This window comes from Rhodanobacter spathiphylli B39, from assembly GCF_000264295.1.
Lineage (GTDB): Bacteria > Pseudomonadota > Gammaproteobacteria > Xanthomonadales > Rhodanobacteraceae > Rhodanobacter > Rhodanobacter spathiphylli.
In genome coordinates this window covers 65462-90876 of sequence record NZ_AJXT01000037.1, presented here as the reverse complement: position 1 = coordinate 90876, position 25415 = coordinate 65462, and the positions used below count along the sequence as shown (strand labels likewise).

The following is a 25415-nucleotide window of genomic DNA, read 5'->3' as shown; positions in this document are numbered from 1 at the left end:
GATCTGCCAACGGCGGCGTCGGTTCGGTGAGCGGCGGCCATCGTCCTGACGGCGGCACGGTATATTCGCCCGACGGTATGTCGACTATTTCCCGCCTCGCGCTTTTTCTTTGCCTGTGTCTGCCCTGGCTGCCGTTATCGGCGGCGGCGCAATCGACGCAGTGGATCGACGTGGACAACGTCATCACTTGCCAGGCGCAGCAAGCCGAAACCGCACCGCCGGATTTCTCTGCTCCGGGCTGCCGGACCGAGAAGATCCCGACGGTCGATCCCCAACACGGCACGCTCTGGCTTCGGGCAACCGTTGCCGTTCCCCGCAGCATGCTGGAACAGTCGCCCCCGCTGGGCCTGTTCATTTCCGGCAAGGCGGCGAGTACCGCGTGGGTGAACGGCCGCTTGATCGGCAGCAATGGCCGGCCCGGAGCCGGTCGGCGCAGCGAGACGCCGGGCCGGATGGATGCGGTGATCCCGATTCCGTCAGGCCTGCTCCACGCGGGCGCCAACGAGATCGCCCTGCAGCTGTCGGGGGTCTCGGGATTCCTTCGCCTGGACTCACCCATGCAGGCGTTGATGATCGGCACGTATACCGACCCGACGGACCTGATTCTCCGCGCCTATTGGCCTTCGCTGGGTACCTTCGGCATCTTCCTGCTGGGCGCGTTGTACTTCGGCGTCGGGACATTTCGCGGGGGCGACCGTGCGGGCGCGGCGCTGCTTTGCCTGATCTCGCTGTTCGCCGCCGGGCAATTGCTGGCCGAAGCCTCACGCGGCTTGTTGGCCTATCGCTATCCGTTCCACGATCTGCGGCTGGTGCTGATCGTTCTGTGCTCACTCGGGTTCGGGCTGTGCCTGACCGCCCATGTCATTCGCAGGTTCCAGCCGCGACGACCGTGGCTGTCGTTCGCGGTGGTCGTGTTGGTGACCGTGGCAGGGGTGGTGCTGACCGCTTCCTATGACGGCAAGGCCCTGCTTGCGATGCTGTGCCCGGTGCTGTCTTGCGCGCTGGGCACCGCATGCTGGTCGTGGAAGCACAAGCCAGGGGCTGCCGTGTACTGCGTTGCGCTGGTCGTGTTCGGCGCACTCAGCCTCTTCCTGGGTGGAAAGTTTCTCGACGTCGCCTTCTTCTACCTGGTCGCGGCACTGCTGCTGTTCCTGTTCGCACAGCAGGCCGCCGTGCTTGCCCGTGAACAGAAGCTGGGGATCGCGCTGGCCAGTCACGCGCGGCAGCTCGAGGCCGCACTGGACCAGGCGCGCACCCCAAAGCAGCTGCCATCGCAGACGATCCGGATTGTCGACACCGGTCGCATCGAGCTCGTTTCAACCGACCAGATCACCCATTGCAGCGGCGCGGGAGACTATGTCGAACTCGCCTTCGCCGACGGCAGCAAGCGATTGCACAACGGCAGCCTCAACGAGATGGAAAGGGAGCTGCCGTCTGCTTTCCTGCGCGTGCATCGCTCGCATATCGTCAATACCGCCTTCGTCGAGTCGCTCCGCCGGGAATCTTCCGGCGTAGGCCAGCTGCGCATCAGCACGGGAGCCGTCGTGCCAGTGAGCCGTCGGATCATGCCGATGGTGCGACGGACCATCGGTTCGGATTAGTGCGAAGGCCGCGACGCATCATGAGGTGATGGAAGCCCGCGCGGCGCCGATCGGTTGGCGGGTATCGATGCGCTCACGCCAGCGCAGGAACGGCCGCTCCACCGCGTAATGCAATGCAGCGCCCACACTCAGCACCCCGGCGGCGTACAGCGCGAACGCTGCCATTCCGTGCACGTGCCAAGGCCCCACGACCCACGTCGCCACCGCATGCAGCGCCAGTTTGTGGCTCAGATAAAGGCTGTAGGAAGTTCGCGCCAGCCAGCCCGCACCGGGAATCGACCAATGCGCCGGCCATGCCGTGGCAGAAGCGACGCATAGCGCCAGCGCAATCGACAGCAGCGGGTAGCCCAGCACGGACGGCCAGAAGCCGAGGCGATCGTGGAACAGCCAGAGCGCCAGAGCGAAGACGGCGATGCCCGCCACAAGCAGGAGGCTGCGACGTGCCTGCCAGCGACGCCACAGCTGCGGCCGGCCGATCCGCAGCGCCGCCAGCGCCACGCCCGCCAGCAAGCCATCCAGCCGCGCCCATGTGGGGTAGTAGATGCCTTCGACAAAACGCAGGCCGAACGCCGGACCGTCCTGGTCGCGCACCGGCGCCATGTCGTGCAGCCAGACGTAGCCGCGTACGATCATGCCGAAGGCGACCACCGCCAGCCCCAAGGCCACCATGCGGTGCGTGGACGGCCGGCGCGTCATCCAGAACGCCAGCCACGGGAACAGCAGGTAGAAATGTTCCTCCACGCACAGCGACCATGCGTGCGAGAACGCCTGGTTGTGCTGGTAGTCGATCAGCAGGTTGAGGGTGAAGCTGAGGAACTGCCATGCCGGCTGCAGGCCGGGCGCTTCGCGCAACGTCGGGATGGCAACATAGATGGCCAGCACCACCAGGAACGCCGGCAGGATGCGGAACGCCCGGCGGCGATAGAAATCCCGCCACGCCAGCGGCTCGCCCCGCGCCAGCGGCGCCAGCAACTGGTAGCCGATCAGGTAGCCGCTGAGCACGAAGAACAGGTCCACGCCCATCCAGCCGTAGTTCGACAGCCAGGAAAAATGCTCGCCGACGCCGCCCACGATGTAGGAGTGGAACAGCATCACCCAGACGATCGCCCAGCTGCGCAGCAGGTCCAGTCCGGGGAGTCGCTGCATGAGGTTTCCTGGTATCGGGGTGAAACGTGGAAGGTTGCGAGTCTGACCAGACGGCCCGCGTCGATAAGGGCAAAACCGGGGCAACCGGCGGGCAATCGTGTGGCGGGTGCTAGGCGGGTTCGCCCGTCAGCAAGGCCGCCCGCAGCGCATCGACATGAGTGCGGCTGGCACGCAGCACGGTGCCGTCGCGCAGGCGCAGCAGATGATCGCGGTTGGACAGCGCCTGCATCTCGGCCACCCGATCCAGCCGCACGATGGTCGAGCGGTGGATGCGCGCGAACTGCGCCGGGTCGAGCCGGGTGCCCAGCCGTTGCAGCGGCTCACGCAACAGGTGCATGTGCGCGCCCACGTGCAGGCCGGCGTAGTCGCCCTGCGCCTCGATCCAGTCGATCTCTTCGGCCAGCACCAGTTGCACGCGGTGACCGAGGCGCACCTGGAAGCGCGTGGCATGACACGGCGCCTGCACGCCAGCGCCCTCACCCCGACGCAAGGCCAGCATGTCGCGCGCCCGCTCCAGCGCATCGGCGAAGCGCTCCTCGTCGACCGGCTTGAGCAGGTAGTCCAGCGCGCGCAGTTCAAAGGCGCGCAGCGCGAACTGCTCGTAGGCGGTCAGCAGCACGGTCAGCGGGCGCTGCTCCGGTGCCAGCGCTTCCAGCACCTCCAGGCCGCTCAGCCCCGGCATCTCCACGTCGATGAACAGCAGGTCCGGCGGCTGCGAGCGCAGTGAGGCCAGCGCCGACGCGCCATCGCCACACTCGCCGATCACGCTGACGTCGGCATGGCCGTCCAGCCGGGCGCGGACGCCGGCACGCGCCAGCGGCTCGTCGTCGACGATCAGCACACGCAGGCTCACGCGGCGACCGTCATCGGGCGGAACGGCATCGTGATCCGCACGCTGCAATCCCCGTCCGCTGCCAGCGCAAAGTCGAACTCGTGCGCGCTGCCGTAAAGATGGGCCAGCCGCTCGCGCACGTTGTGCAGGCCGATCGCCGGCCGCGGCGTGGCCCTCGCATCGACCGCTGAGGCCACGCCGTTGTTGTCGATGCGCAGCTGCAGCTGCCCGCCCACGCGCTCCACCTGCAACTTCAGCCGGCCGCCGTGGCTGCGCGGCGCGATGCCGTGGCGTATCGCGTTCTCGACCAGCGGTTGCAGCAACAGCGCCGGCACCGCCGCCTGCAACAGGTCGGCGCCCACGCGCAGATCCACCGTCAGTCGCGAACCCAGGCGGATCTTCTCGATGTCCAGGTAGTGGCCGGTCAGGGCCAACTCCTCGGCCAGCGGAATCTCGTTCACCTCGCCGCGTTCCAGCGTGGCGCGCAGCAGGTCGGCCAGCCGCGCCAGCATGCGGTTCGCATCCGCGCCGCGCTGTTCGGCGACCAGGGTGGAAATGGCGTTGAGCGTGTTGAACAGGAAGTGCGGGTGCAACTGGTAGCGCAACGCGCGCAGCTCGGCGTCACGGGCCAGCGCCAGCGCTTCGCTGACGCGGCTGCGCTCGGCCTGCAACGCCTGGTAGCGATCGACCACCGCATGGATCGCACAGAACGCGATCAGCGCGAGCCAGCAGCCATCCAGCCCGCCGAACAGACGATGCCAGTCGTAGGCCGGCACGGCCTTCCAGTGCACGGCGAGCAGCAGGGCGATCGCGTTGTTGGCGATCGACATCAGATAGGTCAGCGCCAGCAGGGCGAACACGGTCAGTGGCCAGCTCACGCGACGCTGCAGCGAGCGTTGCACGACGGCCAGCGGCAAGGTCCACAGCAGGTAGGCGATCGTATAGACGCCGCGAAACGCCAGCGCATGCTCGTGGCCGATCTCCGGCAAGGCCATCACCGTCATGCACAGCACCAGCGGCGCGCCGGCCAGCCACGGCAGCCAGATGGAGGCCGCCCCATCGCGGGCGGCGGCGACACGCATCATGCGGACTCCTGAGAAACGGCGCGCGAGCCGCACCTTGCCCGCCACTTTAGCGCGTGCGATCCGGGTAACTCGAATAGGCCATCGCGCTGATCTTCCAGCCTTCGCCCGTATGCACCAGTTGCCAGGTTTCGCTGCCCACGTTGTTGCGCTTGCCATCGACCAGGAACACGAAATCGAAATACACCGACGCCACCGCGCCGTCGGTCTGGATGCGCACGTTGGAAAACTGCTCCTCGATCGGCTGCTTGCTGTCGCCGATGAAGGCCGCGAAGTGGCGATGGTCGTCGGCGTGGACGCGCGACAGATCCGGCTTTCTCGCCTTGATGTGCCGGTACGCATCTTCGCCCAGCACCTCGAACCAGGAACCGCCCTCGGCCACGAACATGCCTTCGAGCGCGGTCTTGTCGTGGGCGATGATCGCGGCTTGGAAGTGCTTCACCAGCTGGCCGATCTGCGCCTGCGCCGCGGCATCGTCCGTTGCCCGCGCCGGGCCAGTCACGCCGGCGCAGGCCAGGCCGGCCAGCAAACCGGAAACCACCATGATCTTCCGCATGCGTCTCTCCTGAAGTGGGGTCGAGACCGCATTGAAGCCGGCGGCATGCCGCTGCGGCGAGCGTCGTGCGACGAGCCGTGCGCTGCCGTCGACGAGACGAAGGCGGACGCTCAGTTGGGCGGCGGCTCGGCCACCGGCCGGCGCACGCTGAGCGCCGTGCCGGCCGCGGCGACGATGATCGCCACGATCGCCAGCCACTGCAGCACGCTCAGGTGTTCGCCGAGGAAGCCCACGCCGGCGAGTGCCGCGATGGCCGGTTCCAGGCTCAGCAAGGTACCGAAGCTGCGCGTGGGCAGGCGGGTCAGCGCCAGCATCTCCAGCGAGTACGGCAGGGCCGAGCTGAGCACGGCCACGCCCAGCGCCAGCGGCAGCAACGCGGGGGCGAACAGTGCGCTGCCGGCGTGCGCGACGCCGAACGGGATGGCCAGCAGCGCCGCGATGCAGCTGCCCAGGGTCACCGTGTCCGCGCCGTGCGCCGCGCCCGCCTTCTGGCCCAGCACGATGTACAGCGCCCAGCCCACGCCGGCGGCCAGCGCGTACATCACGCCCATCGGATCGAGCGCGTGCGCCTGCCCGCGCAACGGCAACAGCAGGGCCAGTCCCGCCAGCACCAGGGCGATCCACGCAAAATCCAGCCAGCGACGCGAACCGAACAGCGCCAGCGCCAGCGGTCCGGTGAACTCGAGCGCCACCGCGATGCCCAGCGGGATCGTGCGCAGCGACATGTAGAACACCAGGTTCATCGCGCCGATCGACAGCCCGTAACCCCACAGCGCACGCACGTCGCGCACGCGCCGCGGCGAACGCCACGGCCGCCGCACCAGCAGCAGGATCAGTGCGCCCAGACCCAGCCGGCATGCGGTGGCGCCCTGCGCACCGATCAGCGGAAACAGCTGCTTGGCCAGCGCGGCGCCGCACTGGTACGACACCATGCTGACCAGCAGCATGGCGACGGCGAACAACACCGGGGCGTAGTCGGAACGTGGGGACACGGGTGGGGCCGACGGGGCAACGACGGCCATGATGCCTGCAGCGGGGTCGGTCGCCTACTGCCGGCACCGCTCGCCGCGTGGCTCACATCAGCGCCGGCACCACGCCTTCAGTGACGCGGCTCGTGGTCGTCATCGCCGCCGCTCGCGCCGAGGCCCATGCCGCCCGCACCGCCGCCCATGCCCTTGCCGCCGCCTCCCCTGGCGCCATCCTTCGCACCGCCGTCGCCCTTGCCGCGCGATGCAGGTATCCGGGTCGGCCCCTGCTGCGGGATGGCCAGGCCGGAGGGTACCGGTTCCAGGTCCAGCACCCGGCGGATGAAGTTGCGCAGCGACGCGACCAGTTCGGCCATGTGGGCGGGACGCCCGGCCACCATGTCCGCGGCGGCCTTCGCCGCCAGCTGCACCTGTTCTTCGGTGCCCAGCAGGATGATGTCCGACAACGCCGCCTCGACCGCATCGCGGATGCGGCGCGAACGGTCGCTGCCGGCGCCTTCGTGACCGATCGGTTCAGCCGCCGAAGTGCCGTCCGGCTCGGCCCGGCGGCGCAGGTCTCGCAGGTGGCTGGGGTCGACCGCGAGGTTCCCGGTGAACGAGCCGCCCAGCGTCTTGTACGCCGCGATCAGCGTGCGCAGGCGTTCGTTGATCTGCCGGTTCTCGCGCTCGCGCCGCTGCTGGATCGTCTGCATCGCCAGCAGGCGGATGCCGACGCCGATCAGGGTGATCACCGCCAGCCCGAGCAGCGTCGTGAGCAGCCCGTGCCACGAACTGAAATCCAGATTGCGCATGCGAAGACTCCGGGGATTCGAAGGTTCAGCCTGTGGCCCGGCGACTCAAGCTTCCGTGCAGGCCCTGTGCCGGAAGCAGCCCACCAGGTGATCGTTGATCATCCCGGTGGCCTGCAGCAGCGAGTAGCAGATGGTGGTGCCCACGAAGCGGAAGCCGCGCTTCTTCAGCGTCTTGCTCATGCGGTCGGACAGTTCGGTGCTGGCCGGCACCTCGGCCTGCTCGCGCCAGCGATTGCGCAGCGGCTTGCCGTCGACGAAGGACCACAGCCAGACGTCCAGACTGCCGAACTCCCCGATCACCTTCTGCGCGGCGACGGCGTTGTCGCGGACCGAGGAGACCTTGAGGCGGTTGCGGATGATGCCGGGGTCGAGCAGGCATTTTTCCAGCTCGCGATCGGTCATCGCAGCCACCCGGGCGATCTCGAAATCGTGGAAGGCCTTGCGGTAGTTGTCGCGCTTGTTGAGCACGGTGCGCCACGACAGGCCGGCCTGGGCACCTTCCAGGCAGAGGAACTCGAACAGGCCGCGGTCGTCGTGCAGCGGCGTGCCCCATTCGGTGTCGTGGTAGTCGCGCATCAGGGCGTCGCCGGCGGCGGCCCATTGGCAACGGTGCGGTTCGGTGGTCCTGGTCATGGCTGGCTTGTGCTCACGAGGTGCCGCACAAGCTAACCCAGCCCGCTAGACTTGTCGCCCCATCCGCGCCCGGTTTCCCATGTCGCCCTCGCCCTCACGCGGCGCGCTGTCCGCGCTGTTCGTCACCATCCTGATCTGGGCGTACAGCTGGGTCGTGATGAAACAGGTGCTGGCGTATGCCGGCCCGTTCCATTTCGCGGCGCTGCGTTACCTGCTCGGCGCTGCCGTGCTGTTCGGCGCGCTGCTGCTGTCGCGGCAATCGCTGCGGCCACCGCCGCTGTTGCCCACCCTGCTGATCGGGCTGTGCCAGACCACCGCGTTCCAGGGGCTGGAGCAATGGGCGCTGATCGGCGGTGGCGCCGGCCATGTCGCCCTGCTCGCCTACACCATGCCGTTCTGGGCGGTGCTGCTGGCCTGGCTGGTGCTGGGCGACCGGCCCACGCGACGCCACTGGATCGGCGTGGGGCTGGCGGCGATCGGGCTGCTTTGCATCATCGAACCGTGGCATGACCTGGGCAGCGCGCTGAGCACCACGTTGGCGATCGCCGGCGGCGCGGCCTGGGCGGCCGGCACGGTGCTCAGCAAGCGGATGTTCCAGCGGCACGCGCCGTCGGTGCTCAACCTCACCGCGTGGCAGATGCTGCTGGGCGGCGTGGCGCTGGGCGCGATCGCGCTGGCCGTGCCCGAGCGGGCGATCGAGTGGAACGCGGCCTTCGTCGCGGGGCTGGCCTACAGCGTGCTGCTGGCTTCCAGCCTGGCCTGGTGGCTGTGGTCGATCGTGCTGCAGCGGCTGCCGACCACGGTGGCCAGCATTTCCAGCCTGGGCGTTCCGATCGTCAGCGTGCTGCTGGCCTGGCTGATCCTGCACGAGCAGCCGTCGATGATGGAGCTGCTCGGCATCGTGTTCGTGCTGGCCGGGCTGGTGGCGGTCAGCGGCGTGGGTGCGAAACGCCGCGCCTGATCACCACGGCAACGCGGCGAGATCCACGTTGCCACCGGTCAGCACCACGCCGACGCGCTTGCCGGCGAAGCGTTGCGGCTGCTGCAGGATCGCCGCCAGCACGGTGGCGCTGGACACTTCGACCACCTGCTTCAGCTCGGACCACAGCAACTGCATCGCCGCGATGGTCTCCGCGTCGCTGACCGTGATCACCTCGACATGATGAGCGCGCAGCGCGTCGAGGTTGCGCTCGCCGACCAGGGCGCGCAGGCCGTCGCAGACGGTATCGGGCACCACGCTGGTGACCCGCGTGCCCTGGGCCAGCGAGCGCGCCGCGTCGTCGGCGCCCAGCGGCTCGGCGCCGAACAGGGCCAGCGCCGGGTCGATGCCGTGGGCGGCGATCGCCACGCCACTGGCCAGGCCGCCGCCGCCGACCGGGGTGATCAGCGCGTCCAGCGCGCCGGCCTGCTGCAGCAGTTCGAGGGCGAGCGTGCCCTGCCCGGCCATCACCCGCGTGTCGGCATACGGATGCACCAGCTCGGCGCCGGTGTCGCGCTGTACCTCGGCGCACTTCGCCTCGCGGGCCGCCTGGGTCGGCGCGCAGCGATGCAGGATCGCGCCGGCGCGCTCGATCGCCTCCAGCTTGGCGCGCACCGCGCCCTCGGGCACCACCACGTGGGCGGCGATGCCGCGGGTGGCCGCGGCCAGCGCCAGCGCGTTGCCGTGGTTGCCTGAGGAATGGGTGACCACGCCGCGCGCCGCCGTGGCGTCGTCGAGCGACCACACGGCATTGCAGGCGCCGCGGAACTTGAACGCGCCGCCACGCTGCAGGTGCTCGCCCTTGAAGTGCAGCTCGGCGTTGGCCAGCGCGTCCAGCCGGGCGCTGCGCAGGATCGGGGTGGGTCGCGCGTGCGGTGCGATGCGTGCGGCGGCATCGCGGATGTCGTCGAAACGCGGCAGGGCATCTTTCACGATTCGATCTCCACGCCACAGCGGAAGATGCGCTCGGCGCCGGGCCCCAGCCGGATCGCCGCGGCGCATTCGGGACGGTTGAACGCGTCGGCCATGCATTCCATCGGCTCCAGCGCGATCGCGCGGCGCGCATCGCGACTCACCGTGTCGGCGGTGAACGCATGCATCACGCCGCGCTCCTGCCATACCGCGATGGCGAAGCCGCTGGCCGGGTCGACCAGGCGGGTGCGGATGCGGCCATCGGCGTCGGCCGCCAGGTCGGTGTAGCCCTGGTCGAGGATGCTGTCGTCGAGCAGCCGCGGCCGGCGGAAATCCAGCGCCGGCGCAGCGTCCAGCGGTACATATGCCTCGGCGCCGGCCAGCGCGATCAGGTCGGCGCCGGTGCGGATCAGGGTCTGCGCGGGAATCTGCAGCTGCCAGTCGTCGACCTCGCCATCGGCCACGCGGAAGTACGGGTGCCAGCCGAAGAAGCATGGCGCCGCGCTGTCGCCGACGTTGCGCATGACGGCCTCCAGGGTGAGCCCGGCGTAGTCGAGAACAAACGTCACCGCCAGGTCGATCGCGTGCGGATAACCCGGTTGCGGGCGGATCGCGCTGGTGCGCAAGGTGACCCGGGCGGCATCGTCGTCCGCACCGAGATCGGCGACCTCGAACACCGCGTCGCGGACGAAGCCGTGGCGGCTGGCCCGATCGGCGCCAGTGACGCCCGGATCGAGATCCTGCGGCTGGCCGTCGAAGTCGTAGCGCGCATCGGCGATGCGGCCGGCGAACGGCACCATGATCGCGAAGCGCGAACCCGGCCGGTGCACGATCTCGCTGGCGTCTTCATAGCCGGCGGCGAGGTCGCGGGTTGTGCCGTCGACATCGGCCTCGAAGCTGAGCAGGGCCGCGCCACGTCGCGCGATGCGGATGCAGCGACCGCCGTCGACGTCGGTCAGCACCACGATGTCCTGATCGCCAAGGCGGCTGAGCCGGGCGGTGTAGCGCGTCGCACCCATGGGATTTTCCTGTGGTTTAACAGGTGCATGGTATCCTTTTCGTTCCCCACGCCCCATCTCTCCCCCATGCATGCACTCCCCGAGCAAGCCGCCCCGGCCTTGATCCGTCTTTGCGACTACCGTGCGCCAGCCTGGCGCGTGGAGACGGTCGAGCTGGATTTCGACCTTGGCATCGACGCCAGCGAACTGCGTTCGCGCCTGCGCCTGCGCCGCGACCCCGCGCAGGATGCGCCGCTGCGCCTTGACGGCGAAAACCTGCAACTGCTGTCGATCAGCCTCGATGGCGTGCCGTTGCCGGCCACCGCCTACCGCTACGCCGGCAACGTGCTGGAAGTCGACGGCGCCCACGACGGCAGCGTGCTGGAGACCCGTGTGCGGCTGCGCCCGGCGGCGAACACCGCGCTGGAAGGCCTGTACCTGTCCGGCTCGCGCGAGGCCGGCTTCCTGCTGACCCAGTGCGAGGCCGAGGGCTTCCGCCACATCACCTTCTTCCCCGACCGGCCCGACGTACTGTCCAGTTACACGGTCACCCTGCGTGCCGATCGCGAGCGGTTCCCGGTGCTGCTGGCCGGCGGCAATCCGGATGGCGCCGGCGAGCTCGAGGGCGGCCGGCACTGGGCGCGCTTCGTCGACCCGCATCCCAAGCCGAGCTACCTGTTCGCCCTGGTCGCCGGCCGGCTTGAAGTGCTGGAGCGCGACTACGTCACCGCCGACGGTCGCGCGGTGCAGCTGAAGATCTGGGCCGAGGCCGACGCGATCGACCGCTGCCACTACGCGATGGACGCGCTGGAACGCTCGATGCGCTGGGACGAGCAGGCCTACGGCCGCAACTACGACCTGGACGTGTTCCACGTGGTCGCCACCCATGACTTCAACATGGGCGCGATGGAGAACAAGGGCCTCAACATCTTCAACGCGAAGTGCCTGCTGGCCGATCCGGATTCGACCACCGACGACGAGTACCGCCACGTCGAAGCGGTAGTCGCCCACGAGTATTTCCACAACTGGAGCGGCAACCGCGTCACCTGCCGCGACTGGTTCCAGCTGAGCCTGAAGGAAGGGCTCACCGTGTTCCGCGAGCAGAGCTTCTCGGCCGACATGAACTCGGCGCCGCTGAAGCGGATCGAGGACGTGTCGCTGCTGCGTCGCGCCCAGTTCCCCGAAGACGCCGGCCCGCTGGCGCATCCGGTGCGCCCGGCGCAGTACAGCGAGATCAACAATTTCTACACCGCCACCGTCTACGAGAAGGGCTCGGAGCTGGTGCGCATGCTGGCCGGTGCGCTGGGTCAGGACGGCTTCCGTCGCGGCATGGACCGGTATTTCGAGCGCAACGACGGCCGCGCCGCCACGATCGAGGACTTCCTCGCCGCGCTGGGCGAAGCCAACGGCACCGACCTCACCCCGTACCTGGCCTGGTATGGCCAGGCCGGCACGCCGCGACTGAAGGCTCACGGCCAGTACGACGCAGCCGCGCATACCTACACGCTGAGCCTGGGCCAGCGCGCGCCTGGCGGCAACGGCGCCGAGGCACGGCCGCCGCTGCCGATCCCGGTGAAGCTGGCGCTGTTCACCCGCCACGGCGACATGCTGCCCCTGCATCTGGACGGCCAGACGTCCGGATCATCGAACGAGATGGTGGTGGTGCTGGATCAGGCCGAGCGGGACTTCGTGTTCACCAACGTGGTCACCGCGCCGGTGCCGTCGCTGCTGCGGGGCTTTTCCGCGCCGGTGGTGCTGGAGTGCGACTACGCGCCGGACGAGCTGGCCCTGCTGCTGGCCCACGACATCGACGGCTTCAACCGCTGGGAAGCCGGCCAGCAACTGGCGGCGCGCGCCTACGAGAACCTGCGCGACGGCAACGCGTCCGACGCCTTGCTGGCCTGGTGCGATGCGCTGGCCTCGCTGTTCGGCAACGCCACGATCGACGACGCCTTGCTGGCCGACCTGCTGACCCCGCCGGGCGAGGTGGAACTGGCCGAGCGCGAGTCGGCGATCGATCCGCAGCGCATTCACCAGTTGCGCCAGGAACTGCAGCAGCGGCTGGCCGCGCGCCTGGGCGCCGACGCCCTGCGCCAGCGCTACGCCGCGCTGGCCGCGCACACCAGCATCGCGCTGGATGCCGTCAGCCAGGCGCGTCGCAGGCTCAAGCGCCGCGTGCTGGAATTGCTGGCTTTGCTGGACCGTGACGGCGCGGCCGAACTGGCGGCTGCACAGTTCCGCGACGCGCCGGGGATGACCGATCGCCTCGCCGCGCTGTCCGTGCTGGTGCGCGGTGGCGCGCCGCAGGCGTCCACGGCCCTGCTCGAATACCGCGCACGTCATGCCGGCGATGCGCTGGCGCTGGACAAGTGGTTTGCGGTGCAGGCGCAGTTGCCGGGCGAGCCCGCGCTTGAGCGCGTGCAACTGCTGGAGCGCGACGACGCGTTCACGCTGAAGAATCCGAACCGGGTGCAGTCGCTACTGGGCGCGTTCGTGCGCAACAACCCCAGCGGCTTCCATCGCATCGATGGTGCCGGCTATCGCCTGCTGGCCGAGCGCCTGGTGTCGCTGGATGCGTTGAATCCGCAAGTCGCGGCGCGACTGGCCACGGCATTCAATGGCTGGCAGCGGCTGGAGTCGCGGCGGCGCGAGGCGGCGCGTACGGTGATCGTGGAGCTGGCGGCGCATCGCGGGCTGTCCCGCAACCTCGCCGAAATCATCGGCAGCGTGTTGAATCACTGACCGTCGACGGGGTGCCGCGCAGTGGGGCTGCCCCGGTATCTCGCCCTGCGGTGCGTGGTGGTGTCACCACGCACGTGGGCGGGGTCTTTCATTCAGACGGCCAGATGATCGAGCGCGTCCAGCAGGCTCTGCATGCGCGATTCCAGGTCGGGCTGCAGCGCGTCACGCTCGCTGTCATTGCGGTCGTACAGCTCGTCGATGTCCATTTCGACCTGACCCAGTTCGACCAGCAGGTCATGATGCGGATAGACGGGCTGGAAATCGAAGCTCATGTCCATGACATATCCCCTTCGTGGTTGGTAGCGAAATGGATGCAACCGCCATGCCATGTGTGATGTGCATCACAGTTTTTCCGGGCATGGATCACACGACTGACGCAGCACGTCATCAGCTGCCGTGATCGGACACAAAACTCCTTTTCAGTCACCCTTTGTTCACGCATTTTCGGTGAATATCGACCCGCACCACGAGACGGCAGACGCTGCTTTCGTTTCAGCGAATTTCCGGTTTCTGGCGTTCGGCAATACGGTCATCCTGGATTCCCCCTGTTCCTGAGACCGCCGAGCGCCAGATCTAAAAGCACGAGGCCCCGCGGCCACCACCGCGGGGCCTCGTCATTTGGTCGATCCGGAGGCATCAGAGCGGTTCGGATGGCACAAAAGACGACGGCACCCCGAGGGGTGCCGTCTTGCTTCCTTTCCCGGTACGCGATCGAACCCCTGTCAGTTCGATCTCGGCGCGCGTAGTCGCGCAGCGTCTGCCCTGGAAAGTGCTGCCGTATTCAAAGCAGGAAGCGTGCCATCCGTCGGGTCGGGCGCTCAAACCCTTGATGGCGTTACCATGTCGCCCCGTTTCGTCACTTTTTGCACGCTCAGGTCAGTTTGATGCACCACCCGACCCGTTACGACGTCATCGTGATCGGCGGTGGCCACGCCGGCACCGAAGCCGCGCTGGCCGCCGCCCGCACGGGCGCGCGCACCCTGCTGCTCAGCCACAACATCGAGACGATCGGACAGATGAGCTGCAACCCGGCCATCGGCGGCATCGGCAAGGGCCACCTGGTCAAGGAGATCGACGCGCTGGGCGGTGCGATGGCGCATGCGGCCGACCGCGCCGGCATCCAGTGGCGCACCCTGAACGCCTCGAAAGGTCCGGCCGTGCGCGCCACCCGCTGCCAGGCCGACCGCGCCCTGTACAAGGCGGCGATCCGCTACATGGTGGAGACCCAGCCCAACCTCGAACTGTTCCAGCAGGCGGTGGACGACCTGATCATCGAGGGCGGCCGCGTCTGCGGCGTGGTCACCCAGATGGGCCTCACCTTCAGCGCCCGCAGCGTGGTGCTGACCGCCGGCACCTTCCTCGCCGGCAAGATCCACATCGGCCAGGCGCAGTACGCCGGCGGCCGCGCGGGCGATCCACCGGCCAGCACGCTGGCGCAAAAGCTGCGCGAACTGCCGGTGGCCGCCGACCGGCTGAAGACCGGCACGCCCCCGCGCATCGATCTGCGCAGCATCGATTTCGACGGTCTCGACGAGCAACCCGGCGACACGCCGGCACCGGTGTTTTCCTACCTCGGCTCGCGCGAGGAGCACCCGCGCCAGGTCAGCTGCTGGATCACGCATACCTCCGAGCGCACGCACGAGATCATCCGCGGCGCGCTGGACCGCTCGCCGCTGTACACCGGCCAGATCGAGGGCGTGGGTCCACGCTATTGCCCGTCGATCGAGGACAAGGTAGTGCGCTTCGCCGAGAAGTCCTCGCACCAGATCTTCATCGAGCCGGAAGGGCTGGACACCTTCGAGATCTATCCGAACGGCATCTCCACGTCGCTGCCGTACGACGTGCAGCTGGCCCTGGTGCAGTCGATCAGGGGTTTCGAGCACGCCCACATCACCCGCCCCGGCTACGCGATCGAGTACGACTACTTCGACCCGCGCGGATTGAACCCGTGGCTGGAGACCAGGGCGATCCCCGGCCTGTACTTCGCCGGCCAGATCAACGGCACCACCGGATACGAGGAAGCCGCGGCGCAAGGCCTGATCGCCGGCCTCAACGCGGCGCTGTCCGTGCAGGGCAAGGCACCGTGGTATCCGCGTCGCGACGAGGCGTACATCGGGGTGCTGATCGACGACCTCACCAGCAACGGCACGATCGAGCCCTACCGCATGTTCACCTCGCGCGCCGAATACCGGCTGCACCTGCGCGAGGACAACGCCGACCTGCGCCTCACCGAACGGGGTTTCGAGCTGGGCGTGGTCGAGCAGACGCGCTTCGATGCCTTGCGCGCCAAGCGCGACGCGGTGGAGCGCGAACTGCAGCGGCTGGGCTCGCTGTGGATCTCGCCGACGAATGCGCTGGGCGCGGCCGTGCAGCGGCAGCTCGGCATCACGGTCACCCGCGAGACCAGCGCGACCGACCTGCTGCGCCGTCCCGAACTCGACTACGCTAGGCTTGCCGAGGTCGCCGAACTGGGGCCGGCGCTGACCGCCGAGGACGTCGTGGCGCAGGTCGAGGTGCAGGTGAAGTACGCCGGCTACCTCGAGCGCCAGCGCGAGGAGATCGAGCGCCAGCGACGCCAGGAGCACCTGCCGATCCCGGCCGGGTTCGACTACGACAAGGTGCGCGGGCTGTCCGCCGAAGTGCTGCTGAAGCTCAAGCGTTCGCTGCCGGCCACCGTCGGCCAGGCCGCCCGCGTCAGCGGCGTGACGCCCGCCGCGATTTCGCTGCTGCTGGTGCACCTGAAGCGCCGCAACGCGGCCTGAGCTTGCGGCAATCGCGGCCGGTCATGGCATCATGCCCACTTTGACCAGCATGGGGAGTGCGCAATGGAAATCTGGATCGGCCGCGACGGTGAACGACATGGCCCCTACAAGGAAGAAGACGTGCGCCAGTGGCTGCGCAGCGGCCAGGTCAGCCCGGCCGACCTGGCCTGGTACGAAGGCCTCGCCGACTGGCAGCCGCTGTCGGTGCTGTTTCCCGACGCGGTAAGCGCGGCACCCCCTGCAGCCGCCGCGGGCAGCAATCCGTACGCCGCGCCTGCCGCACCGCTGCTGCCGCAGACCACGGCCGCCGCGCTGGAAGACTATGCGGGCTTCTGGAAGCGCTTCGCCGCCTACATCCTCGACGCGATCATCCTGTACATCCCGCAGGTACTGATCGAGAAGGCGTTCGGTGGCACCGCGGCGAAGGCCGCGCTGCAGCAGGCGATCCTGGATGGCGCCGGCAACCCGGACGCGATGATGGCCGCCAATGCGCATTACTACGGCACGATGTGGCCGGCGATGCTGCTGATCATGGTGGTGGGCATCCTCTATTTCGTGGTTTGCGAAAGCTCGGCCTGGCAGGGCACGGTGGGCAAGCTGGCGCTGGGCATCCGGGTCACCGATCTGGACGGCAACCGGATCAGCTTCCTGAAGGCACTGGGCCGCTATTTCGCCAAGTTCCTCAGCGCGATCATCCTCGGCGTCGGCTTCCTGATGGCCGGTTGGACCCAGCGCAAGCAGGGCCTGCACGACATGATCTGCGGCACCCTGGTGCTGAACGGCCGCGCCAGCGAGTTCAACGGCGCGCCCGCCGCCAGGAAGAACAACTCGTTCAACGCGTGATCCCGGGCTGAATCGCACGGCAGCGGCGCCGCGGTCGATCCGCGGCGCCGTTTTGTTTGGCGGGCAGCACCCTCGGGGTCACTTGTTATCATCGGGGGTCAGTCCCGTTTATCCGGCGCCACGCGCCGTTGCAAGGAATCGAAAGTCGCTCATGCAAAGCATCGAACAACGCATCGCCACCGATATCGCCGCCAGCACCGCTCAGGTCCGCGCCGCGGTCGAACTGCTCGACGGCGGCGCCACCGTGCCGTTCATCGCACGCTACCGCAAGGAGGTCACCGGCGGCCTTGACGACACCCAGCTGCGCCTGCTGGAGGAACGCCTGCGCTACCTGCGCGAGCTGGAAGAACGCCGCGCGGCGATCCTCGCCAGCGTCGAGGAACAGGGCAAGCTCGATGACACGTTGAAGGCCGACCTGCTCGCCGCCGACACCAAGGCGCGGCTGGAAGACCTGTACCTGCCGTTCAAGCCCAAGCGCCGCACCAAGGCGCAGATCGCCCGCGAGGCGGGGCTGGAGCCGCTGGCGCTGGGCCTGCGCGACGATCCCACGCTGACCCCGGAAGCGTTCGCCGAGTCCTTTGTCGACGCGGAGAAAGGCGTCGCCGACGTGCGCGCGGCGCTGGATGGCGCCCGCGCGATCCTGATGGAATCGATCGCCGAAGACGCCCACCTGGTCGGCGAGCTGCGCGACTGGCTGTGGACGCAGGGGCAGATCCGCGCGACCGTGGTCGAGGGCAAGCAGAACGAGGGCGCGAAGTTCCGCGACTACTTCGACCACGTCGAGCCGATTGGCAAGATTCCCTCGCACCGCCTGCTGGCACTGATGCGCGCCCGCAACGAAGGCGTGATCGAGATCGAACTGGCACCTGCCGCCGACAGCGAGCAGGGCCACGCCGAAGCCGAGGGCCGCGTGGCGGCACATGCCAACATCCACAACCGCGGCCGCGCCGCCGATGCCTGGCTGCGCGAAACCGTGCGCCTGACCTGGCGCGTGAAGCTGCACTTGCACCTCACCCTCGACCTGTTCGGCCGCGTGCGCGAGGCCGCCGAGGACGAGGCGATCCGCGTGTTCGGCGACAACCTGAAGGACCTGATGCTGGCCGCCCCGGCGGGCGCGAAGACGGTGATGGGGCTGGACCCCGGCATCCGCACCGGCTGCAAGGTCGCCGTGGTCGACGCCACCGGCAAGGTCCTCGCCACCGACACCATCTACCCGCTGGAGCCGAAGCGGCAGTGGAACGAATCGCTGGCCTCGCTGGCGCGGCTGTGCAAGCAGCATCGCGTCGACCTGATCTCGATCGGCAACGGCACCGGCTCGCGCGAGACCGACAAGCTGGCAGGCGAACTGATCAAGGGCCTGGCCAAGGCCGACGCCTCGCACACCATCGCCAAGATCGTGGTGAGCGAGGCGGGTGCCTCGGTGTATTCGGCGTCCGAAACCGCCGCCAGGGAATTCCCCGACCTCGACGTCACCCTGCGCGGCGCGGTGTCGATCGCCCGCCGCCTGCAGGACCCGCTGGCCGAACTGGTGAAGATCGAGCCGAAGGCGATCGGCGTGGGCCAGTACCAGCACGACGTGAACCAGATCAAGCTGGCCCGCACGCTGGATGCCCGCGTCGAGGATTGCGTCAACGCCGTCGGCGTGGACGTCAACACCGCCTCGGCCGCCCTGCTGTCCCGCGTCGCCGGCCTCAGCGCCAGCGTCGCCGAGAACGTGGTGAAGCACCGCGACGCCAACGGCCCGTTCGCCAACCGCAAGGCGCTGCTGAAAGTGCCGCGGCTGGGCGACAAGGCATTCGAGCAGTGCGCGGGTTTCCTGCGCGTGCCGAACGGCGACAACCCGCTGGACGCCAGCTCGGTGCATCCGGAAGCCTATCCGGTGGTCGAGCGGATCATCGCCCAGTGCGGCCGCGCGGTGCGCAACATCATCGGCGACACCGGCTTCCTGCGCGGGCTGAAGGTCGAACAGTTCACCGACGAGAAGTTCGGCGTGCCGACCGTGCGCGACATCCTGAAGGAACTGGAGAAGCCCGGCCGCGACCCGCGCCCGGAGTTCGTGGCGCCGAGTTTCGCCGAAGGCGTCGAGGACGTGAAGGACCTCCGGCCGGGCATGATCCTCGAGGGCCGCGTCACCAACGTGGCCGCGTTCGGCGCCTTCGTCGACATCGGCGTGCACCAGGATGGCCTGGTCCATGTCTCGGCACTGTCGCATACCTTCGTCAAGGACCCGCGCGACGCGGTGAAGGCCGGCGACATCGTCAAGGTGAAGGTGATGGAGGTCGACCTGCCGCGCCAGCGCATCGGCCTCAGCATGCGGCTGGACGACGAGCCCGGACAGACGCGCGAACGCGGCGCCGGCGCAGCGGACGGCCGCGGACCACGCGATGGCCGTTCGCCCAGCCGTGGCGCAGGACTGCCCAAGCCCACGCCGCCTCCCGCCAGCGGCGCCTTCGCGGACGCTTTCGCGAAAGCCCGCAAGAACTGACGTCGATGGTGCAGCCGCAGGCTTTCCGTTACTTTAGTGAATATCTACGCGGCCCCTGCCGGGGCCGCTACTCCAGGAGTCCATGCATGCTTCGCACACGTCATCTGGCCGGCGCGATCGCCGCCGCCATGCTGCTGGCCAACGCCGCGCAGGCCACCGATCGCTCCACCTTCAACCATGTCGTGGTGTTCGGCGACAGCCTCAGTGATGCGGGCAACCTGCCCAACACCGCCGGCGCCTACGACAAGTTCACCACCAATCCCGGCCAGGTTGCCGTGCAGAACGTGGCCGACCAGCTGGGCCTCGACCTGCAGCCGTCCCGACTGGGCGGCAGCGACTACGCCTACGGCGGCGCCGGCGTCACCACCAACAGCGATCCCGCACCGCAGATCCAGACGATCACCCAGCAGGTCAACGGCTATCTGGCCAACGGCGCCAGGGCCGATCCGCACAGCCTGTACATGATCTGGGGCGGCGCGAACGACATCTTCTATCACTCCACCCAGTACGGTGTGGGCGTGGTCATCCCCGGTTACGGCGAAACCCTGCAGCAGGCGACGACGAACATCAACGCCGCAGCCACCCAGGAAGTGGCGCTGATCAACCAGCTCAAGCAGGCTGGCGCGCAACACCTGGTGGTGTTCAACCTGCCCAACATCGGCGCCACCCCGTCGGCCCGGGCGAACGAGGCGCTGGTGCCCGGCATCAGCGGCGTGCTCACCGACGTGTCGCAGTCCTACAACCAGATCCTCAATGCCGGCCTGGGCGACCACACGCTGGCGGTGAATGCCTACGCGCTGTTCGACCAGGTGCTGGCCGATCCGGGCAAGTACGGTTTCGTGAACGTCACCACGCCTGCCTGCACCACGTCCAGCTCCCACGACTGCGACGGCACGACTCTGGTCGCCGCCGGCGCGGACCAGAACTACCTGTTCGCCGACGGCGTCCACCCCACGACCGCCGCGCACCGGATGCTCGGCCAGGTCGTGTCGTCCGAACTGGCCGCGCCGCAACAGATCTCCCTGCTCGGCGAAGCGCCGTTGTCCGCGATCAGCGCCTACGGCCGTGCCCTGCACAACCAGATCCTGCAGGACAGCCTGGGCGAAGGCACCCGCGCCTTCGTCAACATCGACTACGCCCAGCAGCGTTTCGATGCCAGCCCCAGCTCGCCGTCGGTGAACAGCGACAACGCGCACTTCACGCTGGGCTACGACGTGCGGGTCAACGAGAACCTGTCCGCCGGCGTGGCGCTGGGCATCGCCCGTGACACCGCGCACATGAACGGCGGCGGTGGCTACCACCTGGTCGACTACTCGGGCCTCGGCTACGTGACGTGGCAGGCCGGCGGCGGCTACGTGGGCGGCATCGTCCATTACGGCCAGTCCAACTTCAAGCACATCGAACGCAATTTCCAGGTCGGCGCGGCGCGCATCAGCGAAGTCGGCAACACCGACGGTTCGCACCTGGGCGCGAACATCAACGGCGGCTGGTGGTTCAGTTTCGACGACATCCGCACCGGCCCGTTTGCCAGCCTCGAATGGCAGGACGCGAAGGTCGACGGCTACGCCGAGATCGGCAGCGACGCCACTGCCATGTGGTTCGGCAAGCAGCGCCGCCGCGCCTTGCTGGGCAGCATCGGCTGGCGACTGCAGGGTCAGTGGCAGGTGGCCAACCTGGTCATGTCGCCCTATGCCGAACTGGCCTGGACGCGCGACAGCAAGGCTGACTCCGTGCGCGCGGTCACCACCGGCCTGAACAGCATGAACGGCTCGTTCTCGATGGTCGGCTTCATTCCGGACAAGGCCTGGGGCACGGCCGACCTGGGCCTGTCCGCCCAGCTCACCCCGAAGGTCACCAGCTGGATCGGCTACAACGCCCGCTTCAGCGATACCAGCCAGCGCTACAACGCCTTCAACATGGGCTTCCGGATCAAGTTCTGAGAGGTTGTGTTTTTTTTTCAACCCCGGAGCCCGGCCATGGCGAGGGCATGGATGCCCGAGTTGAGGCAACGCAGGAGCAGTTGCCCGATGGCCGGACGTGGATCGGTCACGCGAATGACGGATTCACGTGAGCACGTCCCGGCATGTACCGGACTTGCGATGGAAGAAAACCACAGGAAGTGGGTTTCTTCACAGGCTCCGAGTTTTCGCAAGGCACAAAAAAGCCGCCGGTCTCCCGGCGGCTTTTCTTTTGGACGTCCGGACGGCTTACTTGTTCTTGCCGCCGGTGGCGAGGCTGAGAATCGACAGCGCGTCCTTCTTCATGGTGGCGGCAGCGGCGTCGTCGAGCGGCTGCACGTCGGCGCCGACCTGGTGCTGCTTGAGCACCAAGGTGCCGTCCTCGCTCCAGCCGGCCCGGTCGGTTGCGCTGGGCTTGCCGTCGCGGTTCGCCTTGGTTTCCTGCACGATCACCCACGGCTTGCCGTTCTTGTAGGCATAGTCGGTGCTGGTGTAGCCCTTGTCGCCGTAGTCGACTTCCTCGCGGATGTACTTCACTTCGCCGGCCTGGCGGAACAGCTGCCAGCCGCGCGAGTCATTGGCCTCGAGCTTGGTGCCATGGCTGATCTTCATGCCGCCGATCTGCGCCTTGACCTCGCCGAATTCGGCCAGCAGCTTCTCCGACGGGGTCTGCTCCGACTGCAACTGGATCGCCACCGCGTCGTTGTTGCTGCCCTTGGCCAGCACCGGCGCCTGGATCGGCATGGTGTACTGGCGATCACCGTCGGTGATGGTGGCCTGGATCACGTACAGGTCGTTCGGCTTCACGTCAGCCGGGTTGAAGCTGAGCGTGAACGACTGCGGGAACGTGCCGGCCGGCGAGGTCTTGCTCGCCAGCGGCGCCGAACCCACCGCGTTGGAGGACACGTCGACCAGGTTCAGCACCAGGCTGGCCTTGTCCGACGGCGTCGGCGAGCCGGCACGCAGCGAAATCGTTCCGCTCACCTGGCTGGGCGTCTTCGCCACGGCGCCCGCGGTGTTCGCCGAAGCGGGACCGGCGGAGTCCGCCTGCGTGGACGAATTGGAAGCGTTGTTGCAACCGGCCAGGGCCAGTGCAGCAACCGACATCAGCGACAAAACCGTCTTGCGCATCGGGGAAACCTCTTCAAGCGTGAAATCAGGCACGTGTCCGTTCAGGCGCTCGGCGCCACGACTTTTACGCGGGGGAAGTTCCAAGCATAGCCCAAAAAACGCGACCCGGAAAAGTCAAGCCATCCAATGGCCTACCATGCGCCGGCGTACTGGCTGCAGGATCACTCGCGGTGCAGCGCCCGATGGGCAATGTCACGGCGGCAGAACGCGCCGTCATAGCGGATCCGGCTGACCGCGGCATAGGCGCTTTCGCGAGCCGCGCCGATGTCCTTGCCCAGCGCGCACACGGTCAGCACGCGGCCGCCGGCGCTGACCACGCGCCCGGCATCATCGAGCCGCGTGCCGGCATGGAACACTTTCACGTCGCCGCCTTCGGGCGCGTCCAGTCCGCTGATCGCGTCACCCAGGCGCACCCTACCCGGATAGCCACCGGCGGCCATCACCACGCCGATCGCGGGGCGTGCATCCCAGCGCGCCGTGGTGGTGGACAGGCGGCCATCCAGCGCCGCGTCGATCAGGTCGACCAGGTCGGACTTCAGCCGCAGCATGATCGGCTGGGTTTCCGGATCGCCGAAGCGCACGTTGAACTCGATCACCTTCGGCGCGCCGGACTTGTCGATCATCAGGCCGGCGTAGAGGAAGCCGATGAACGGTGCGCCCTCGATCGCCATGCCGCGCAGGGTCGGCTCGATCACTTCCTTCAGGATGCGCTGCTCGACTTCCGGCGTGACCACCGGCGCGGGCGAGTACGCGCCCATGCCGCCAGTGTTGGGCCCGAGGTCACCTTCGTCGCGGCGCTTGTGGTCCTGGCTGGAGGCCATCGGCAAGGCATGACTGCCGTCGCTCATCACGATGTAGCTGGCTTCCTCGCCGTCCAGGAACTCCTCGATCACCACCCGCGCCGAGGCGTCGCCGAAGCTGTGCGCGCCGAGCATGTCGTGCAGCGCCAGTTCGGCATCGGCCAGGGTCAGCGCCACCACCACGCCCTTGCCTGCGGCCAGACCGTCGGCCTTGATCACGATCGGCGCGCCCTGCTTGCGCACGTAGGCAAGCGCGGGAGCCAGTTCGGTGAACACCGCGTAGTGCGCGGTGGGAATGTTGTGCCGCTGCAGGAAATCCTTGGCGAACGCCTTGGAGCCTTCCAGCTGCGCGGCGATCGCGCGCGGGCCGAAGATGCGCAGGCCGGCGGCGCGAAACTTGTCGACCACACCGGCGACCAGCGGCACCTCGGGGCCGACCACGGTCAGGCCGATCTTCTCGCGCCTAGCCAGCTGCAGCAGTCCGTCGATGTCGTTCATCGCCACATCGGCGTTGCGCACGCCCGGCTCGCGCGCCGTGCCGGCATTGCCGGGGGCCACGATCACCTCGTCGACCTGCGCCGACTGCCGCAGCTTCCACGCCAGCGCGTGTTCGCGCCCGCCACTGCCGATCACCAGAACCTTCATGCCTGCACTCCCGCACGCCACACGACGCAGCGGCGCATTGTAACGGCTGCGGCGGGATCGCCGTGAGGCATGGATGGCGTTCAGTCGCGGGCTTGCAGGAGATCCAGCAGGGCGGCTCGCGGCAACTTGCCGGTCTCGTTGCGCGGCAGCGCGTCGACCCGCTTCAGTGGGCGCGGCAGGAACAGCGGGTCGATGGCCCTGCGCAGGGCATCGAGGATGACCTGTTCGTCCAGTCCGGGCGCGACCACCAGGGCGGCGATCCGGTGCACGCCGAGCGCATCGCCGTCGCCATGCTGGAACACCACGCCGTCGCGCACGCCGGGGATCGCCAGCAGGCGACGGGTGAGGTCGGCCAGCGAGGCACGCTTGCCGGCGATTTCCAGCATGTCCGCATGCCGACCGCACAGGCGGAAGCGACGACCGCCGCCGGACAGGCTGACGATGTCGGCCAGGGTGACCGGCGCGCCGAGCTGGGGCGCCTCGATCGCGGTGCCATCGGGCTGCGGGTGCAGGATCACGTCGTCATACAGCGACCAGTCCTCGTCCACGGTGGGGCGGCGGCTGGCGAACACGCAGGTTTCGGTGGAGCCGAACACCTCCAGCAGCGGCGCGTCGAAGCGCTGCTCGGCCGCCCGTGCCAACTCGATCGGCAAGGGCGCGGTGGCCGACACCATCGCCGCGATCGGCGGCAGGCCGATGCCCGATTCGATCAGCGCACGCAGGTGCACCGGCGTGGTCACCAGCACCCGCGGTTGCGGCACCGTGGCCAGCGCCGCCGCGACATCGCCGGGAAAGAACGGACGGCCGGTGTGCACACCCACATTGCCCAGCAGGGGCAGCAACACCGACATCTCCATCCCGTACATGTGCTGTGGCGGCACCGTGGCGACCACTTCGAAGCGGTCGCCGACGGTGGCATGCAACCGCGCCAGGTTGCCCGCGTTGCTGGCGTGGAAACTGCCCCAGGTCTTCCGGTTCGCCCCGGGCACGCCGGTGGAGCCGGAGGTGTAGCCGATCGCCACCACCTGATCGGCGGGAATCGCGGGCCAGCCGGCCTCGACCTGGGCAGGCGGCAGCGCGTCGAACGACGGCAGCTGGCGATAGTTCGGCGGCGGCGGATCGAGCCGCTGCTCGCCCAGGGCATGACATCCCGGATGGGCCCGCATCACCTCGTCCACCGCCTGCGGCGCACGCGAGGAAGGCAGCAGGTTGGTCTGGCCGCGCAACACCACCGCGCAGAACGCCACCAGGAAGGCGTAACGGTCCTCGCACAGGTTCACCGCGGCCGTCGCGTCGGGCAGGAAAGCCGCCACCGCCCGGACATCGGCCAGGAAATGCGCCGCGCTGATCGCCTGGCCATGCCGCCAGGCCACCACCCGGGCCGGATCGGCGGCCACCAGCAGGGGAAGCAACGGCGAAAGCTCGCGCTGGCGCGGGTCGTGGACGATAACCAAACTGCTGTCTCCCTGATCTTCGATACGTTGCGCCCGCGAGCATCGCGCGGCCATGTGAACAGCGACGTGAACGCGGTCG

The 25415-nt window shown here is 68.4% G+C and carries 20 protein-coding genes; 7 read left to right on the top strand and 13 right to left on the bottom strand.

Annotation, left to right across the window (positions count from 1 at the left end; genetic code table 11):
* Positions 1-26: 26 nt before the first annotated feature.
* Positions 27-1601 (top strand): LytTR family DNA-binding domain-containing protein, encoded by a 1575-nt coding sequence (locus UU7_RS12195; protein ID WP_162098650.1) that lies wholly within the window; start codon positions 27-29, stop codon positions 1599-1601.
* Positions 1602-1619: 18 nt separating this feature from the next.
* Here the strand turns inward: UU7_RS12195 and UU7_RS12190 are convergent, their stop codons facing one another.
* From UU7_RS12190 to UU7_RS12160, 7 genes are all read right to left on the bottom strand, one after another.
* Complete coding sequence (locus UU7_RS12190; protein ID WP_007808696.1) at positions 1620-2747, bottom strand: acyltransferase family protein; 1128 nt, start codon at positions 2745-2747, stop codon at positions 1620-1622.
* 109 nt (positions 2748-2856) lie between these two features.
* Positions 2857-3600 carry a LytR/AlgR family response regulator transcription factor gene (locus UU7_RS12185; RefSeq protein WP_007808695.1) on the bottom strand — a complete coding sequence of 248 codons (744 nt, stop codon included), beginning with the start codon at positions 3598-3600 and terminating at the stop codon, positions 2857-2859.
* A complete protein-coding gene (locus UU7_RS12180; protein WP_007808694.1) occupies positions 3597-4664 on the bottom strand; it encodes a sensor histidine kinase in 1068 nt (355 codons plus the stop codon). Before UU7_RS12180 ends, UU7_RS12185 begins: the two co-directional genes overlap by 4 nt.
* A 46-nt stretch (positions 4665-4710) precedes the next feature.
* Positions 4711-5217, bottom strand: coding sequence for a hypothetical protein (locus tag UU7_RS12175; RefSeq protein ID WP_007808691.1), 507 nt, complete (start codon positions 5215-5217; stop codon positions 4711-4713).
* 110 nt (positions 5218-5327) lie between these two features.
* Positions 5328-6209, bottom strand: a complete 882-nt coding sequence (rhtA, locus tag UU7_RS12170; protein ID WP_040673367.1) for a threonine/homoserine exporter RhtA — start codon at positions 6207-6209, stop codon at positions 5328-5330.
* A 107-nt stretch (positions 6210-6316) separates the two neighbouring features.
* Positions 6317-6994 (bottom strand): hypothetical protein, encoded by a 678-nt coding sequence (locus tag UU7_RS12165; protein ID WP_007808687.1) that lies wholly within the window; start codon positions 6992-6994, stop codon positions 6317-6319.
* Between the two features lie 45 nt (positions 6995-7039).
* Positions 7040-7627 carry a DNA-3-methyladenine glycosylase I gene (locus UU7_RS12160; RefSeq protein WP_007808684.1) on the bottom strand — a complete coding sequence of 196 codons (588 nt, stop codon included), beginning with the start codon at positions 7625-7627 and terminating at the stop codon, positions 7040-7042.
* 79 nt (positions 7628-7706) lie between these two features.
* Between UU7_RS12160 and UU7_RS12155 the strand changes: the two genes are divergently transcribed.
* On the top strand, positions 7707-8588 hold the full coding sequence (locus UU7_RS12155) for a DMT family transporter (RefSeq protein ID WP_007808682.1): 882 nt from the start codon (positions 7707-7709) through the stop codon (positions 8586-8588).
* Here UU7_RS12155 and UU7_RS12150 read toward each other — a convergent pair whose 3' ends face one another.
* Positions 8589-9539: a pyridoxal-phosphate dependent enzyme gene (locus UU7_RS12150; RefSeq protein ID WP_007808680.1), complete on the bottom strand. Its 951-nt coding sequence runs from the start codon at positions 9537-9539 to the stop codon at positions 8589-8591.
* On the bottom strand, positions 9536-10537 hold the full coding sequence (locus UU7_RS12145) for an aldose 1-epimerase (protein ID WP_007808678.1): 1002 nt from the start codon (positions 10535-10537) through the stop codon (positions 9536-9538). The genes UU7_RS12150 and UU7_RS12145 overlap by 4 nt, the downstream gene beginning before the upstream one ends.
* Before the next feature lie 66 nt (positions 10538-10603).
* Between UU7_RS12145 and pepN the strand changes: the two genes are divergently transcribed.
* The gene (pepN, locus tag UU7_RS12140; RefSeq protein ID WP_050981450.1) at positions 10604-13258 is read left to right on the top strand and encodes an aminopeptidase N; all 2655 of its coding nucleotides are present in this window, start codon (positions 10604-10606) and stop codon (positions 13256-13258) included.
* Positions 13259-13350: 92 nt separating this feature from the next.
* Here pepN and UU7_RS12135 read toward each other — a convergent pair whose 3' ends face one another.
* Positions 13351-13536, bottom strand: a complete 186-nt coding sequence (locus UU7_RS12135) for a hypothetical protein (protein WP_007808674.1) — start codon at positions 13534-13536, stop codon at positions 13351-13353.
* 606 nt (positions 13537-14142) lie between these two features.
* Here UU7_RS12135 and mnmG point away from each other — a divergent pair.
* The 4 genes from mnmG to UU7_RS12115 all read left to right on the top strand — a co-directional run bounded on the left by mnmG (position 14143) and on the right by UU7_RS12115 (position 21288).
* Positions 14143-16020 (top strand): tRNA uridine-5-carboxymethylaminomethyl(34) synthesis enzyme MnmG, encoded by a 1878-nt coding sequence (gene mnmG / locus UU7_RS12130; protein WP_007808672.1) that lies wholly within the window; start codon positions 14143-14145, stop codon positions 16018-16020.
* Positions 16021-16083: 63 nt separating this feature from the next.
* On the top strand, positions 16084-16863 hold the full coding sequence (locus UU7_RS12125) for an RDD family protein (protein WP_007808670.1): 780 nt from the start codon (positions 16084-16086) through the stop codon (positions 16861-16863).
* A 151-nt stretch (positions 16864-17014) separates the two neighbouring features.
* On the top strand, positions 17015-19348 hold the full coding sequence (locus tag UU7_RS12120) for a Tex family protein (RefSeq protein WP_007808667.1): 2334 nt from the start codon (positions 17015-17017) through the stop codon (positions 19346-19348).
* A gap of 86 nt (positions 19349-19434) precedes the next feature.
* Positions 19435-21288, top strand: coding sequence for an autotransporter outer membrane beta-barrel domain-containing protein (locus tag UU7_RS12115; protein ID WP_007808665.1), 1854 nt, complete (start codon positions 19435-19437; stop codon positions 21286-21288).
* 267 nt (positions 21289-21555) lie between these two features.
* Here the strand turns inward: UU7_RS12115 and UU7_RS12110 are convergent, their stop codons facing one another.
* The 3 genes from UU7_RS12110 to UU7_RS12100 form a co-directional block, all read right to left on the bottom strand.
* Positions 21556-22437: a YbaY family lipoprotein gene (locus UU7_RS12110; protein ID WP_007808664.1), complete on the bottom strand. Its 882-nt coding sequence runs from the start codon at positions 22435-22437 to the stop codon at positions 21556-21558.
* 161 nt (positions 22438-22598) lie between these two features.
* On the bottom strand, positions 22599-23882 hold the full coding sequence (gene purD, locus UU7_RS12105) for a phosphoribosylamine--glycine ligase (RefSeq protein WP_007808663.1): 1284 nt from the start codon (positions 23880-23882) through the stop codon (positions 22599-22601).
* A gap of 80 nt (positions 23883-23962) precedes the next feature.
* Positions 23963-25336 carry an AMP-binding protein gene (locus UU7_RS12100; protein WP_007808662.1) on the bottom strand — a complete coding sequence of 458 codons (1374 nt, stop codon included), beginning with the start codon at positions 25334-25336 and terminating at the stop codon, positions 23963-23965.
* Positions 25337-25415: the final 79 nt, after the last annotated feature.

Coding starts and splice junctions, on each gene's coding strand:
- UU7_RS12190 (WP_007808696.1), bottom strand. CDS start 2,747: ATGCAGCGACTCCCCGGACTGGACCTGCTGCGCAGCTGGGCGATCGTC.
- UU7_RS12180 (WP_007808694.1), bottom strand. CDS start 4,664: ATGATGCGTGTCGCCGCCGCCCGCGATGGGGCGGCCTCCATCTGGCTG.
- UU7_RS12175 (WP_007808691.1), bottom strand. CDS start 5,217: ATGCGGAAGATCATGGTGGTTTCCGGTTTGCTGGCCGGCCTGGCCTGC.
- UU7_RS12165 (WP_007808687.1), bottom strand. CDS start 6,994: ATGCGCAATCTGGATTTCAGTTCGTGGCACGGGCTGCTCACGACGCTG.
- UU7_RS12160 (WP_007808684.1), bottom strand. CDS start 7,627: ATGACCAGGACCACCGAACCGCACCGTTGCCAATGGGCCGCCGCCGGC.
- UU7_RS12155 (WP_007808682.1), top strand. CDS start 7,707: ATGTCGCCCTCGCCCTCACGCGGCGCGCTGTCCGCGCTGTTCGTCACC.
- UU7_RS12145 (WP_007808678.1), bottom strand. CDS start 10,537: ATGGGTGCGACGCGCTACACCGCCCGGCTCAGCCGCCTTGGCGATCAG.
- pepN (WP_050981450.1), top strand. CDS start 10,604: ATGCATGCACTCCCCGAGCAAGCCGCCCCGGCCTTGATCCGTCTTTGC.
- UU7_RS12135 (WP_007808674.1), bottom strand. CDS start 13,536: ATGGACATGAGCTTCGATTTCCAGCCCGTCTATCCGCATCATGACCTG.
- mnmG (WP_007808672.1), top strand. CDS start 14,143: ATGCACCACCCGACCCGTTACGACGTCATCGTGATCGGCGGTGGCCAC.
- UU7_RS12125 (WP_007808670.1), top strand. CDS start 16,084: ATGGAAATCTGGATCGGCCGCGACGGTGAACGACATGGCCCCTACAAG.
- UU7_RS12120 (WP_007808667.1), top strand. CDS start 17,015: ATGCAAAGCATCGAACAACGCATCGCCACCGATATCGCCGCCAGCACC.
- UU7_RS12115 (WP_007808665.1), top strand. CDS start 19,435: ATGCTTCGCACACGTCATCTGGCCGGCGCGATCGCCGCCGCCATGCTG.
- UU7_RS12110 (WP_007808664.1), bottom strand. CDS start 22,437: ATGCGCAAGACGGTTTTGTCGCTGATGTCGGTTGCTGCACTGGCCCTG.
- purD (WP_007808663.1), bottom strand. CDS start 23,882: ATGAAGGTTCTGGTGATCGGCAGTGGCGGGCGCGAACACGCGCTGGCG.